The sequence below is a fragment of the Pseudomonas protegens genome (assembly GCF_013407925.2).
GTDB classification, from domain to species: domain Bacteria; phylum Pseudomonadota; class Gammaproteobacteria; order Pseudomonadales; family Pseudomonadaceae; genus Aquipseudomonas; species Aquipseudomonas fluorescens_AP.
Genome location: NZ_CP060201.1, coordinates 1185782 through 1199357, shown reverse-complemented (window position 1 = coordinate 1199357; position 13576 = coordinate 1185782). Strand labels below are relative to the sequence as shown.

The window sequence follows — 13576 nt, the reverse complement described above, 5'->3', positions numbered from 1 at the left end:
CGAGTGGCGCTGCGCTTGCCGGCGAAGGCGTCCTCAGGGAAGAGGGCTCATTCGCCGGCACGCCGGCTTCTGCCGAAGAAGGGCGGGGGTCAGGCTTTGCTGATGAGGTTGCCGGCGTGCAGGCCGCATTCCTTCTGGGTGGCTTCTTCCCACCACCAGCGGCCTTCGCGCTCGTGCTGGTTGGGCAGTACCGGGCGGGTGCAGGGCTCGCAGCCGATGCTGATGAAGCCGCGCTCATGCAGGCTGTTGTACGGCAGTTCGAGCATGCGGATGTAACCCCAGATCTCCTCGCTGCTCATCTGCGCCAGCGGGTTGAACTTGTACAGGGGGCGCTCCGGAGTGGAGAAGGCACTGTCGAGTTCCAGCACCGCCACCTGGCTGCGGGTGCCCGGGCTCTGGTCGCGGCGCTGGCCGGTGGCCCAGGCGCTGACGGTGGACAGTTTGCGCCGCAGCGGCTCGATCTTGCGGATGCCGCAGCATTCGCCATGGCCGTCCTTGTAGAAGCTGAACAGGCCCTTTTCCTTGACGAAGGGTTCGAGCTTGCTGTGGTCCGGCGAGATCAGTTCGATGTCGATCTTGTAGTGTTCGCGCACCTGATCGATGAAGCGGTAGGTTTCCGGGTGCAGGCGCCCGGTGTCGAGGCTGAACACCTTGACGTTCTTGTTCAGCTTCCAGGCCATGTCCACCAGCACCACATCCTCGGCGCCGCTGAAGGAGATCCACAGGTCGTCACCGAACTGGGCGAAGGCCAGCTTGAGAATGTCCTGGGCGGATTTGTTGGCATAGGTCGCGGCGAGTTCAGCGACGTCGAACGATGGGTTCATCAGGGCGGTTTCCTACAGGTCGGTGGCGCTGTGCGCTCTATAGGGGGGCGATCTTAACAAAATCCACCCGGCCCTGGCGCGCTCCTCTGCGTTGCGCCTCTGGGGACGAGTCGCTAGAGTTCGGCAGTCCTTTTGCTCGCTCAACTTCAATAATCAGAACCAATGGGAGTGTCTTGTGGAAATTGCCTGTCTCGATCTGGAAGGTGTACTGGTCCCGGAAATCTGGATCGCCTTTGCCGAAAAAACCGGGATTGAATCCCTCAAGGCAACCACCCGGGATATTCCCGACTACGACGTATTGATGAAGCAGCGCCTGCGGATTCTCGACGAGCACGGCCTGAAGCTGTCCGACATCCAGGAAGTGATCGCCACCCTCAAGCCCCTGGACGGCGCGGTGGAGTTCGTCAACTGGCTGCGCGAGCGCTTCCAGGTGGTGATCCTGTCCGACACCTTCTATGAGTTTTCCCAGCCCTTGATGCGCCAGCTGGGTTTCCCGACCCTGCTGTGTCACCGCCTGATCACCGATGACAACGGCCGGGTGACCGGCTATCAACTGCGTCAGAAAGACCCCAAGCGCCAGTCGGTGCTGGCCTTCAAGAGCCTGTACTACCGGGTCATTGCTGCCGGGGATTCCTACAACGACACGACCATGCTCGGCGAGGCCGATGCCGGCATTCTGTTCCATGCCCCGGACAATGTGATCCGCGAGTTCCCGCAGTTCCCCGCGGTGCACAGTTTTGCCGAGCTGAAGCAGGAATTCATCAAGGCTTCCAACCGCACCTTGAGTCTGTAAAGCGGTTCGCCGGCGAAGGGGTCTTTGGATTTTGCGCAAATCCTGTCGACGCCTTCGCTGGCAAGCCAGCTCCTACGGGTGGGAGAGCGACGCGCGCTTGTAGGAGCCGGCTTGCCGGCGAAGAGGCCCTAAAGCCCCTGCAATGTCTCCAGCAGCACCCGCACCTTGGTGATCGATTCCTGGTACTCCGCCTGCCAGTCCGAATCCGCGACGATTCCGCCGCCGCCCCAGCAACAGATCTGCCCGTCCTTGGCCAGCAGGCTGCGGATGGCGATCGAGCTGTCCATTTCCCCGCGCACGTCCAGGTACAGCAGCGAGCCGCAGTACAGGGCCCGTCGCGTGGGCTCCAGTTCGTCGATGATCTGCATCGAGCGGATCTTCGGCGCGCCGGTGATCGAACCGCCGGGGAAGCTACCGGCGATCAGGTCCAGGGCGTCCTTGCCGGGCGCCAGTTCGCCGGTGACGCTGCTCACCAGGTGGTGCACGTTGGGGTAGCTTTCCAGGCTGAACAGCTCCGGCACGCGCACCGAGCCGGTGCGGCAGGTGCGCCCCAGGTCGTTGCGCAGCAGGTCGACGATCATCAGGTTTTCCGCGCGGTCCTTGGGGCTGGACAGCAGTTCGGCGGCGTTGGCCGCGTCTTCGGCAGCGTCCCGGCCGCGCGGGCGGGTGCCCTTGATCGGCCGGGTTTCCACCCGGCCCTGGCTGACATGGACGAAGCGCTCCGGCGACAGGCTGAGCACCGCGCCGCCGTCCGGCAGGCGCTGAAAGCCTGAGAAGGGCGTCGGGCACGCCGCGCGCAACGCGCAGTAGGCGACCCAGGGATCGCCCTGGTACTGGCCGCGAAAACGCTGGGCGAAGTTCACCTGATAGCAGTCGCCGGCCTGGATGTAATGCTGGATGCGCTGGAACGCCTGACGGTAATCCTCGGCGCTCAGGTCGGCCTGCATGGGCTGGCTGAGTTTGAACGAGCCGGCGGCCGTGGCGGGCGCTTGCCTGAACAGCTGGATCAGACGCTGGCGTTCCGCCTCGTCCAGGCGGGGGTGGAACAGCAGTTGGCTGGTGCGCGCCTGGTGGTCATTGATCAGTGCCCAGGCATACAGGCCAAAGCGCGCGTCCGGCAGATGCAGGTCATCCCGGGCCAGGCTCGGCAGGCGTTCCAGATGACGGCCGAAGTCGTAGCTGAGGTAGCCGATCAGGCCGCCGGCAAAGGGCAGTTCATAGGGCGCCGGGACCTGGGCCGGGCCCAGTTGCTGCAGGTTGTGCCGCAGACGCTGGAGGAAGTCGCCGCCACTTTCGTCGGCGGCCACTGTCAGCTCGGCCAGCGGCCAGGCACTGAGCAGGTCATAGCGACCGCGCTCGGCAGCGGGCCGGCCGCTGTCCAGCAGCACGGCGCCGGGAGCGTGTTCGATTGCCGCGAAATACTCGGCGGGGTTGGCGCGATAAGGAAGCGGGTGTACGGAACAGGTCAACATGCGGGGCAAATCAGCCATCGGAGCGCGGTTGGCGATTGTATGCCTGTGCAGGAATTGCTCCTAGAGGGGATGTCGGCTATTGCCCGGTTCAGGGCGCATTCCCCGACCTGTAGCCGCTGCGGCGGGCTGCGAAAATTGCCTTCGCACCCCGCCGCAGTCGTTATCAGCCTTCCACCGGCGGAATGTGGCCGAACAGTTCCTGGGCGAAGCGCACCCGCTCTTCGACGCTTTCGACGATGCCGCGGGTCTTGAGTTGTTCAAGGTGGGCTTCGATGGCGTGGGTGCGCTGGGTCAGGCCGCAGTCGTTGGCGATCTGGATGTTCAGTCCCGGACGGGCATTGAGTTCGAGAATCAGCGGGCCCTTGTCCTGGTCCAGGACCATGTCCACGCCGATGTAGCCCAGGCCGCAGAGCTCGTAGCAGCCGGCCGCCAGTTTCATGAAGCCGTCCCAGTAGGGCAGTTGCACGCCGTCCACGGCGTTGGTGGTGTCCGGGTGCTTGGCGATGATGTTGTTCAGCCAGGTGCCGCGCAGGGTCAGGCCGGTGGCCAGGTCGACGCCGACGCCGATGGCGCCCTGGTGCAGGTTGGCCTTGCCCCCGGACTGGCGGGTCGGCAGGCGCAGCATGGCCATCACCGGGTAGCCCATGAGCACGATGATGCGGATGTCCGGCACGCCTTCGTAGCTGATGCTCTTGAAGATCTGGTCCGGGGTCACCCGGTACTCGATCAGCGCCCGGTCGCGGTGCCCGCCCAGGGAATACAGGCCGGTGAGGATGCTGGAAATATGGTGCTCGATTTCCTCGTGGCTGATGATCTTGCCCGACACCGTGCGATAGCGGCCCTCGAAGCGGTCGGCGATGACAATGATGCCGTCGCCCCCGGCGCCTTGCGCTGGCTTGATCACGAAGTCGTTGCGCCCGCCAATGATCTCGCCGAGCTTGTCGATTTCCTTCTCGGTGGAGATCACCCCGTACAGTTCCGGGACATGGATGCCGGCCTTGATCGCCCGCTCCTTGGTGATGATCTTGTCATCGACGATGGGGTACAGGCTGCGCTTGTTGTACTTGAGCACGTAGTCGGCGTTACGCCGGTTGATGCCCATGATTCCCCGCGCTTCCAGGGCTTTCCAGGTCTTCCACAGGCCGAACATCAGGAATCAGCCTTGACGAAGGCTTTGAAACGCATGAGCTCGGTCAGGCGGTAGCCGCGATAGCGACCCATCGCCAGCATGAAGCCCACCAGGATCAGCAGCATCGCCGGGAAGGTGAAGACGAAGTAGGTCAGCTCCGGCACGCTCATGATCAGGTGCGCCAGGGAGGCGGCGAACAGGGTGCCGATGGCGACTTTCATCGCATGGCCGGCGCCGCGTTCTTCCCAGGTGATGGACAGGCGTTCGATGGTCATGGTCAGGATCACCATCGGGAACAGCGCCACCGACAGGCCGCGCTCCAGGCCCAGCTTGTGGCTGAACAGGCTGATGGCGGCGATCAGCACCACGACGAAGGTCAGCACCACCGACAGCCGCGGCAGCATCTGCAGCTTCAGGTGTTCCAGGTAGGAGCGCAGGGACAGCCCCAGCGCGGTGATCACCGTGAACAGCACGATACCGAAGCCCAGCTGAGTCTCGCGGAAGGCCAGGGCGATCAGTACCGGGGTGAAGGTGCCCAGGGTCTGCAGGCCGATCAGGTTGCGCAGCACCAGGATCACCAGCACGCCGATGGGGATCATCACCATGATCATGAAGGTCTGCTGGGTCTGCAGCGGCAGGCCGTAGAGCGAGTATTCGAGGAAGTTGGCGTCGGTGTTCTCGTCGGTCAGCTTGGCCAGGCGAATGGCGTTCATTTCGCTGTTGTTGAGGCTGAAGGTGACGTTGGCTTTCTTGCCGCCATCGACGGTGATCAGGTTGTCGTCGCCGGTCCACCACAGCAGGCGGTCGCTGGGCATTCCCTGCTCGCCGGTTTCCGGGTTGAAGTACAGCCAGTCGGTGCCGTTGAAGCTGCGCAGCCAGAGCTCCGGGGTCTGCGGCTGGTCGGCCACCAGGCGGATGGTGTGGACTTTCTCCATCGGCACGTGGGCGATGGACAGCAGCAACTCGACGATCTTGGCCTTGTTGGCGCTGGACGGGTCGCCGGCCAGCAGCAGCTTGGCGTTGTCGTCACTGGCGTTGTTGACCCGTTTGATGGCCTCGCTGATGAAGGTCTCGACGTCCGCCGAGTGCTGGCGGATCGGCGCCAGCAGGGCTTCGGCGGCAATCTTCTCCGGGCCTTCCACGGCCATGCTGTCGCGGAAGGTCGGGCCCTTGATCTTGGATTTCTCGGCGCTGTAGCGCTTGGTCAGCACCAGGCGGTAGTACAGGGTCTGGTTGCCCTTGGCCCGGCGTGCCGACCAGGTGACCTTGCGGTTGCCGTCGACACGGTTCACCGACACCCCGTAATTGTTGGAAATGAAGCTCTCGTTGAGGCTCACGTAGTCGCGGCTCAGGGGCGGCACGAACATCTGGATCTTGATCGGGTCCTTGCCGTTGGCGACGAATTCGACCTTGGCGTCGATGTTCCACAGATCGTCGGTGGCGTCTTCGGTCACCGGAATGCCCAGCACGAAAATCTGATAGGCCGTGATCGAAATGCCCAGCACCACCAGGATGGCGATCAGGACTTTCAGATGAAGGGTAAGAGAACGCATGGGAATTACTCTGCGGTATGAGCGTCGGTGGCGCAGGCGGGTTTGCCAGCAGCGTATTTAAGACTGGGGTCGACCAGCGCATCGAAGCGTTTCAGGGCTTCGGAGCCGATCAGCAGCGGGAATTGGAAGGTGCTGCGGTCGGTCAAGTTCACTTCGATGCTGCGCAAGGCGCTGCCCATGCACACATCCAGGGCGATCACCGGCCGGGCGGTGTAGTTCTTGTCTTCATCGGGGTCATAGTCGCCGGCGCGGCGCTTGATCTTGCTGACCCGGGCCAGAGGCCGCTCGATGGGGTGGCTGTGGGCGGTGTCGATGGCCAGGTAGAAACGCACCCAGGATTCGCCATTGCGCTTGAAGCGCTTGATGTCGCGGGCACTCAGGGAAGCGGTCTTGGCGCCGGTGTCGAGCTTGGCCGCGACTTCCAGGTCAATGTCCGACAACCGTGCATATTCATTCAAACCGTAGACAGTCTTGCCGGCGGCGGCACTGATGCCGGGCAAGGCAAGCAGGCAGAGGAGGAGGGGGAGGGCCTTGAGTCTCATAGATCCTGATGGGCATGGGTTCTTCAATTCAAGGCGACCGGCATTGCTGCGCAAGCTCCCTCGTGTGCGTGCCATAAAAAGATGACAGGCCAATGCGGGCGGCATTCTAGCATGCTGGTTTTGCCGCGCCAGCGCTGGGGGCGGGCCTTTTGTCTCGTTCTGGTGCAACGGGTTATTAGACGATTGTCGACAATCTCAATTTTTCCTTTGACTGTCTTCCGCGTATTGGCTAGTTTTTGCCTCATTGATTTTCAAGGTGTCGACAATATGCTGGATCAACTGGAACATCCGCTGCCGGCGCAGGACGATTCTGAAACCCTGTCCGAAAACGTCTTCCGGCGTATCCAGGCCGCCATCGTCAAGGGCGAGATCGCCCCGGGCAGCAAGATATCCGAACCGGAGCTGGCCCGAACCTACGGCATCAGTCGTGGCCCGTTGCGCGAGGCGATTCACCGCCTCGAAGGCCAGCGCCTGCTGGTACGGGTGCCCCATGTCGGCGCCCGGGTGGTGTCCCTGAGCCACGCCGAACTGATCGAACTCTACGAAATCCGCGAATCCCTGGAAGGCATGGCCTGTCGCCTGGCGGCGCAGCGCATGACCACCGAGGAGATCGACGAGCTGCGCCGGGTGCTCGATACCCACGAGCGCGATGCAGCGTTCCAGGCCGGCGTCGGCTACTACCAGCAGGAAGGGGATTTCGACTTCCACTACCGGATCATCCAGGGCGCGGGCAATCGCACCCTCACGCAGATGCTCTGCGGCGAGCTGTATCAACTGGTGCGCATGTATCGCATCCAGTTCTCCGCGACCCCCAACCGCCCGCACCAGGCGTTCGCCGAACACCACCGGATTCTCGATGCCATTGCCGATCGCGACGGCGAACTGGCCGAGTTGTTGATGCGCCGCCACATCGGCGCCTCGAAACGCAATATTGCGCGTCACTACCAGGACAGCGCCCATCAGACAGCCACTCCACGAGGTGAGTCATGAGTTCCAACAAGAGCACTCCAGGCCAGCGTTTCCGCGATGCGGTCGCCAGCGAACAGCCGTTGCAAGTGGTCGGCGCGATCAACGCCAACCACGCCCTGCTGGCCAAGCGCGCCGGTTTCAAGGCCATCTACCTGTCTGGCGGCGGGGTCGCCGCCGGTTCCCTCGGCGTGCCTGACCTGGGCATCACCGGCCTCGACGACGTCCTCACCGACGTGCGCCGCATCACCGACGTCTGCGACCTGCCGCTGCTGGTGGACGTGGACACCGGCTTCGGTTCCTCGGCCTTCAACGTGGCACGCACCGTCAAGTCGATGATCAAGTTCGGCGCCGCGGCGATCCATATCGAAGACCAGGTCGGCGCCAAGCGCTGCGGTCACCGCCCGAATAAAGAGATCGTCTCCCAGCAGGAAATGGTCGACCGCATCAAGGCCGCGGTGGACGCCCGCACCGACGACAGCTTCGTGATCATGGCGCGCACCGACGCCCTGGCGGTGGAAGGCCTGGAGTCGGCCCTGGAACGCGCCGCGGCGTGCATCGAGGCCGGCGCCGACATGGTGTTCCCGGAAGCCATCACCGAGCTTGAGATGTACAAGATCTTCGCCGATCGGGTGAAGGCGCCGATCCTGGCCAACATCACCGAATTCGGCGCGACTCCGCTGTACACCACCGAACAGTTGAAATCCGTGGATGTTTCCCTGGTGCTGTACCCGCTGTCGGCGTTCCGCGCCATGAACAAGGCGGCGGAAAACGTCTACACCGCGATCCGTCGCGACGGCACCCAGCAGAACGTGATCGACACCATGCAGACCCGCATGGAGCTCTACGAGCGCATCGATTACCACAGCTTCGAGCAGAAGCTCGATGCGCTGTTCGCCCAGAAGAAAGGCTGAATCAATCCTTGTGGGAGCGAGCTGGCTCGCCATGGCCGTCGACGCTAACGCGCGAGCCTGGATCGCGAGCAGGCTCGCTCCTACAGTGTCGGGGTGAGTCCCGACCAACGAAGTTGCCAAGTCCCTAACAAATTCAAGATTGGAGAGAGCAATGGCCGAAGCAAAAGTATTGAGTGGTGCAGGTCTGCGCGGCCAGGTCGCCGGGCAAACCGCGCTGTCCACCGTGGGCCAGGCCGGTGCCGGGCTGACCTACCGCGGCTATGACGTGCGCGAACTGGCGGCCGATGCGCAGTTCGAGGAAGTGGCCTACCTGCTGTTGTACGGCGACCTGCCAACCCAGGAACAACTGGCCGCCTACAGCGCCAAGCTGAGCAAGCTGCGGGATCTGCCACAGGCGCTGAAGGAAGTGCTGGAGCGGATTCCGGCCCAGGCCCATCCGATGGACGTGATGCGCACCGGTTGCTCGTTCCTCGGCAATATCGAGCCGGAGAAGGACTTCTCCCAGCAGCACGATGTCACCGACCGTCTGCTGGCGGCCTTCCCGGCGATCATGTGCTACTGGTACCGCTTCAGCCATGAAGGCGTGCGCATCAACTGCGTCAGCGACGAGCAGACCATCGGCGGCCACTTCCTGCACCTGCTGCATGGCAAGAAGCCCAGCGACTTGCACGTCAAGGTGATGAACGTGTCGCTGATCCTCTACGCCGAGCACGAGTTCAACGCCTCGACCTTCACCGCCCGGGTCTGTGCCTCGACCCTGTCGGACCTGTACTCGTGCGTCACCGCCGCCATCGGTTCGCTGCGTGGCCCGCTGCACGGTGGCGCCAACGAAGCGGCCATGGAGCTGATCGAACGCTTCCACAACCCCGAAGAGGCGACCGCCGAACTGCTGCGGATGCTGGAGCGCAAGGACAAGATCATGGGCTTTGGCCACGCGATCTACAAAGACAGCGACCCGCGCAACGAGGTGATCAAGGGCTGGTCGAAGAAGCTGGCGGACGAAGTCGGTGACAAGGTGCTGTTCCCGGTGTCCGAAGCCATCGACAAGACCATGTGGGAACAGAAGAAGCTGTTCCCCAACGCCGACTTCTACCACGCCTCGGCGTACCACTTCATGGGCATCCCGACCAAGCTGTTCACCCCGATCTTCGTCTGCTCGCGCCTGACCGGCTGGGCCGCCCACGTGTTCGAGCAGCGGGGCAACAACCGCATCATCCGTCCAAGCGCCGAGTACATCGGCGTTGAACAGCGCAAGTTCGTGCCAATCGAACGCCGCTGACCGGGAGGGCGCCGGCACTGTGGCTTGAATGCACCACACACCTGTAGGAGCGAGCTTGCTCGCGACAGCGATGGCTCAGCCGACGCGATGTCGGATCTGCTTCAGTCATCGCGAGCAAGCTCGCTCCTACAAGGGATAGAGGTCCATTCAACTCGGTGCCAGACGCTCCCTTTGAAACTACCGTGATCGAGTCCCCTGACCATGAACACTGAATTTCGCAAGACGCTGCCCGGCAGCCAGCTGGACTATTTCGACGCCCGTGCGGCGGTCGATGCGCTGCAGCCCGGGGCCTACGACAGCCTGCCCTACACCTCCCGCGTACTGGCGGAAAACCTGGTGCGGCGCTGTGATCCGGCGACCCTCAACGCCTCCCTTGGCCAGTTGATCGAACGTCGCGACGACCTGGACTTTCCCTGGTTCCCGGCCCGCGTGGTGTGCCACGACATCCTCGGCCAGACCGCGCTGGTGGACCTGGCCGGCCTGCGCGATGCCATTGCCGATCAGGGCGGTGACCCGGCCCTGGTCAACCCGGTGGTGCCGACCCAACTGATCGTCGACCACTCCCTGGCCGTGGAATGCGGCGGCTTCGACCCGGAGGCTTTCGACAAGAACCGCGCGATTGAAGACCGGCGCAACGAAGACCGTTTCCACTTCATCAACTGGACCAAGAAGGCCTTCAAGAACGTCGACGTGATCCCGCCGGGCAACGGCATCATGCACCAGATCAACCTGGAGAAAATGTCCCCGGTGATCCAGGTGCGCGACGGTGTGGCCTTCCCCGATACCTGCGTCGGCACCGACAGCCACACCCCCCACGTGGACGCCCTGGGGGTGATCGCCATCGGTGTGGGCGGCCTGGAAGCCGAGAACGTCATGCTCGGTCGCGCTTCGTGGATGCGTCTGCCGGAAATCATCGGCGTCGAGCTCACCGGCAAGCTGCAACCGGGGATCACCGCCACCGACATGGTGCTGGCGCTGACCGAGTTCCTGCGCAAGCAGAAAGTGGTGGGTGCCTGGCTGGAGTTCTTCGGCGCAGGCGCTGCGGCACTGACCCTGGGCGACCGCGCCACCATTTCCAACATGGCCCCGGAATACGGCGCCACTGCGGCGATGTTCTACATCGACCAGCAGACCATCGACTACCTCAAGCTCACCGGCCGTGAAGACCAACAAGTGCGCCTGGTGGAGAGCTACGCCAAGCACACCGGCCTGTGGGCCGACAGCCTGAAGAGCGCGCGCTACGAGCGCGGTCTGCAGTTCGACCTGTCGTCGGTGGTGCGCAACATGGCCGGGCCGAGCAACCCCCACGCCCGGGTCGCCACCAGCGAGCTGGCGGCCAAGGGCATTGCCGGGCAATGGTCCGAAGTGCCGGGGCAAATGCCGGACGGCGCGGTGATCATTGCCGCCATCACCAGCTGCACCAACACCAGCAACCCGCGCAACGTGATCGCGGCGGGCCTGCTGGCGCGCAACGCCAACAAGCTGGGGCTGACCCGCAAGCCGTGGGTCAAGTCGTCCCTGGCTCCGGGTTCGAAAACCGTGGCCATGTACCTAGAAGAAGCCGGCCTGGGCCATGAGCTGGAACAGTTGGGCTTTGGCGTGGTGGCTTTTGCCTGCACCACCTGCAACGGCATGTCCGGCGCCCTGGACCCGGTGATCCAGAAAGAAATCATCGAGCGCGACCTGTACGCCACCGCCGTGCTCTCGGGTAACCGCAACTTCGACGGGCGCATCCACCCTTATGCCAAGCAGGCGTTCCTGGCTTCGCCGCCGCTGGTGGTGGCCTACGCGATTGCCGGCACCATCCGTTTCGATATCGAGAAGGATGTGCTGGGCCTGGACGCCAACGGCCGGGAAATCCGCCTCAAGGACATCTGGCCGAGCGACGAAGAAATCGACGCGGTGGTCAAGGCCGCGGTCAAGCCGGAGCAGTTCCGCAAGGTCTACATCCCGATGTTCGCCATCCACGAAGACACCGGCCCGAAAGTCGAGCCGCTGTACGACTGGCGTCCACAGAGCACCTACATCCGCCGTCCGCCGTACTGGGAAGGGGCCCTGGCCGGCGAGCGCAGCCTCAAGGGCATGCGCCCGCTGGCGGTGCTGCCGGACAACATCACCACCGACCACCTGTCGCCGTCCAACGCCATCATGCTCGACAGCGCAGCCGGTGAGTACCTGGCGAAAATGGGCCTGCCGGAAGAGGACTTCAACTCCTACGCGACCCACCGTGGCGACCACTTGACCGCCCAGCGCGCGACCTTCGCCAACCCGAAACTGTTCAACGAAATGGTCCAGGAAAACGGCAAGGTCAAGCAGGGTTCCCTGGCGCGGATCGAGCCGGAAGGCAAAGTCACGCGGATGTGGGAAGCCATCGAAACCTACATGCAGCGCAAGCAGCCGCTGATCATCATTGCCGGCGCCGACTACGGTCAGGGCTCGTCCCGCGACTGGGCGGCCAAGGGCGTGCGCCTGGCGGGTGTGGAGGCGATCGTCGCCGAAGGCTTCGAGCGCATCCATCGCACCAACCTGGTGGGCATGGGCGTGCTGCCGCTGGAGTTCCTCCCGGGCACCGACCGCAAGATCCTGGGCATCGACGGCACCGAAACCTATGACGTGATCGGCGAACGCACGCCGCGCGCGCAGTTGACCCTGGTGATCAACCGCCGCAACGGCGAGCGCTTGGAGGTGCCAGTGACCTGCCGCCTCGACACCGCCGAAGAGGTGTCGATCTATGAGGCGGGCGGGGTGCTGCAACGCTTCGCCCAGGACTTCCTGGAATCGGCCGTAGCCAGCTAAATGACGTGCCGGGGGCGGGCCGCAAGGCACCGCCCCCGGTCTTTATCAGGACCTGAAATTCATGGCATTCGTAGCGCAAATCAAGATTCCCGCCACCTACATGCGTGGCGGCACCAGCAAGGGCGTGTTCTTCAACCTGCAGGACCTGCCCGAGGCGGCCCAGCTGCCGGGCGCGGCCCGCGATGCCCTGCTGTTGCGGGTGATCGGCAGCCCCGATCCCTATGACAAGCAGATCGACGGCATGGGCGGCGCCACCTCCAGCACCAGCAAGACGGTGATTCTGTCCAAGAGCATCAAGGCCGATCACGACGTCGACTACCTGTTCGGTCAGGTCGCCATCGACAAGGCCTTCGTCGACTGGAGCGGCAACTGCGGCAACCTCTCGGCGGCGGTGGGCTCGTTCGCCATCAGCAGCGGCCTGGTGGACCCGGCGCGCATCCCGAAGAACGGCGTGGCGGTGGTGCGTATCTGGCAGGCCAATATCGGCAAGAGCATCATCGCCCATGTGCCGATCACCAACGGCGAGGTTCAGGAAACCGGTGATTTCGAGCTGGATGGGGTGACCTTCCCGGCGGCCGAAGTGCAGCTGGAGTTTCTCGATCCGGCGGCCGAGGAAGAGGGCGCCGGCGGTTCGATGTTCCCCACCGGCAACCTGGTGGACGACCTGGAAGTACCGGGTGTCGGCACCTTCAAGGCGACCCTGATCAACGCCGGGATTCCGACGATTTTCATCAACGCGGCGGACATCGGTTACCGCGGCACCGAGCTGCAGGGCGACATCAATGGCGATCCCAAGGCCCTGGCCATGTTCGAGAGCATCCGTGCCCACGGTGCCCTGCGCATGGGTCTGATTCAGCACCTGGACCAAGCCGCCCAGCGCCAGCACACGCCGAAAGTGGCCTTTGTCGCGCCGCCGGCGGATTACCAGGCTTCCAGCGGCAAGGCGATCAAGGCCGGGGACGTCGACCTGCTGGTGCGGGCCCTGTCCATGGGCAAGCTGCACCACGCGATGATGGGCACCGCGGCGGTGGCCATTGGCACCGCGGCGGCGATTCCCGGGACCCTGGTCAATCTGGCGGCCGGCGGCGGTGCGCGCAGCGCGGTGCGTTTTGGTCACCCTTCGGGCACCTTGCGCGTCGGCGCCGAAGCCACGCAAAACGGCGCTGACTGGACCGTGGTCAAGGCCATCATGAGCCGCAGCGCGCGGGTGCTGATGGAAGGCTGGGTGCGCGTGCCCGGCGACAGTTTCTAGGAACAGCAACGCAGGCTTTGAGGGGGGGCTTGCTGTGGCGAGGGAGCTTGCTCCCG

The 13576-nt window shown here is 63.9% G+C and carries 11 protein-coding genes; 6 read left to right on the top strand and 5 right to left on the bottom strand.

The window, feature by feature from the left end; all coding sequences use genetic code 11:
* Window positions 1–89 precede the first annotated feature (89 nt).
* Entirely contained in the window at window positions 90–824 is a 735-nt protein-coding gene (locus tag GGI48_RS05535) for a phosphoadenylyl-sulfate reductase (RefSeq protein ID WP_179597394.1), read from the bottom strand.
* A 175-nt stretch (window positions 825–999) separates the two neighbouring features.
* Here GGI48_RS05535 and thrH point away from each other — a divergent pair, with 175 nt between their 5' ends.
* Window positions 1000–1617: a bifunctional phosphoserine phosphatase/homoserine phosphotransferase ThrH gene (thrH, locus tag GGI48_RS05530; RefSeq protein WP_016964343.1), complete on the top strand. Its 618-nt coding sequence runs from the start codon at window positions 1000–1002 to the stop codon at window positions 1615–1617.
* 128 nt (window positions 1618–1745) lie between these two features.
* Here thrH and pabB read toward each other — a convergent pair whose 3' ends face one another.
* The 4 genes from pabB to GGI48_RS05510 all read right to left on the bottom strand — a co-directional run bounded on the left by pabB (window position 1746) and on the right by GGI48_RS05510 (window position 6313).
* Window positions 1746–3089: an aminodeoxychorismate synthase component I gene (gene pabB / locus GGI48_RS05525; protein ID WP_179597392.1), complete on the bottom strand. Its 1344-nt coding sequence runs from the start codon at window positions 3087–3089 to the stop codon at window positions 1746–1748.
* Between the two features lie 163 nt (window positions 3090–3252).
* A complete protein-coding gene (locus tag GGI48_RS05520; RefSeq protein ID WP_047302876.1) occupies window positions 3253–4239 on the bottom strand; it encodes an alpha-L-glutamate ligase-like protein in 987 nt (328 codons plus the stop codon).
* On the bottom strand, window positions 4239–5771 hold the full coding sequence (locus tag GGI48_RS05515; protein ID WP_179597390.1) for an inactive transglutaminase family protein: 1533 nt from the start codon (window positions 5769–5771) through the stop codon (window positions 4239–4241). The genes GGI48_RS05520 and GGI48_RS05515 overlap by 1 nt, the downstream gene beginning before the upstream one ends.
* 5 nt (window positions 5772–5776) lie before the next feature.
* Window positions 5777–6313 carry an ATP-dependent zinc protease gene (locus GGI48_RS05510; RefSeq protein WP_179597388.1) on the bottom strand — a complete coding sequence of 179 codons (537 nt, stop codon included), beginning with the start codon at window positions 6311–6313 and terminating at the stop codon, window positions 5777–5779.
* 267 nt (window positions 6314–6580) lie between these two features.
* Here GGI48_RS05510 and GGI48_RS05505 point away from each other — a divergent pair, with 267 nt between their 5' ends.
* From GGI48_RS05505 to prpF, 5 genes are all read left to right on the top strand, one after another.
* Window positions 6581–7303, top strand: a complete 723-nt coding sequence (locus tag GGI48_RS05505) for a GntR family transcriptional regulator (RefSeq protein WP_016964348.1) — start codon at window positions 6581–6583, stop codon at window positions 7301–7303.
* Entirely contained in the window at window positions 7300–8193 is an 894-nt protein-coding gene (gene prpB, locus GGI48_RS05500) for a methylisocitrate lyase (RefSeq protein ID WP_011060181.1), read from the top strand. The genes GGI48_RS05505 and prpB overlap by 4 nt, the downstream gene beginning before the upstream one ends.
* A gap of 151 nt (window positions 8194–8344) precedes the next feature.
* Window positions 8345–9472: a 2-methylcitrate synthase gene (gene prpC / locus GGI48_RS05495; RefSeq protein WP_179597386.1), complete on the top strand. Its 1128-nt coding sequence runs from the start codon at window positions 8345–8347 to the stop codon at window positions 9470–9472.
* 201 nt (window positions 9473–9673) lie between these two features.
* Window positions 9674–12268, top strand: a complete 2595-nt coding sequence (acnD, locus tag GGI48_RS05490; RefSeq protein WP_179597384.1) for a Fe/S-dependent 2-methylisocitrate dehydratase AcnD — start codon at window positions 9674–9676, stop codon at window positions 12266–12268.
* Between the two features lie 61 nt (window positions 12269–12329).
* Window positions 12330–13520, top strand: a complete 1191-nt coding sequence (prpF, locus tag GGI48_RS05485; RefSeq protein WP_179597382.1) for a 2-methylaconitate cis-trans isomerase PrpF — start codon at window positions 12330–12332, stop codon at window positions 13518–13520.
* Window positions 13521–13576 lie beyond the last annotated feature (56 nt).

Excerpts from the sequence above, each read along its gene's own strand:
- GGI48_RS05535 (WP_179597394.1), bottom strand. The coding sequence starts at position 824 with ATGAACCCATCGTTCGACGTCGCTGAACTCGCCGCGACCTATGCCAAC.
- pabB (WP_179597392.1), bottom strand. The coding sequence starts at position 3,089 with ATGTTGACCTGTTCCGTACACCCGCTTCCTTATCGCGCCAACCCCGCC.
- GGI48_RS05520 (WP_047302876.1), bottom strand. The coding sequence starts at position 4,239 with ATGTTCGGCCTGTGGAAGACCTGGAAAGCCCTGGAAGCGCGGGGAATC.
- GGI48_RS05515 (WP_179597390.1), bottom strand. The coding sequence starts at position 5,771 with ATGCGTTCTCTTACCCTTCATCTGAAAGTCCTGATCGCCATCCTGGTG.
- GGI48_RS05510 (WP_179597388.1), bottom strand. The coding sequence starts at position 6,313 with ATGAGACTCAAGGCCCTCCCCCTCCTCCTCTGCCTGCTTGCCTTGCCC.
- GGI48_RS05505 (WP_016964348.1), top strand. The coding sequence starts at position 6,581 with ATGCTGGATCAACTGGAACATCCGCTGCCGGCGCAGGACGATTCTGAA.
- prpB (WP_011060181.1), top strand. The coding sequence starts at position 7,300 with ATGAGTTCCAACAAGAGCACTCCAGGCCAGCGTTTCCGCGATGCGGTC.
- prpC (WP_179597386.1), top strand. The coding sequence starts at position 8,345 with ATGGCCGAAGCAAAAGTATTGAGTGGTGCAGGTCTGCGCGGCCAGGTC.
- acnD (WP_179597384.1), top strand. The coding sequence starts at position 9,674 with ATGAACACTGAATTTCGCAAGACGCTGCCCGGCAGCCAGCTGGACTAT.
- prpF (WP_179597382.1), top strand. The coding sequence starts at position 12,330 with ATGGCATTCGTAGCGCAAATCAAGATTCCCGCCACCTACATGCGTGGC.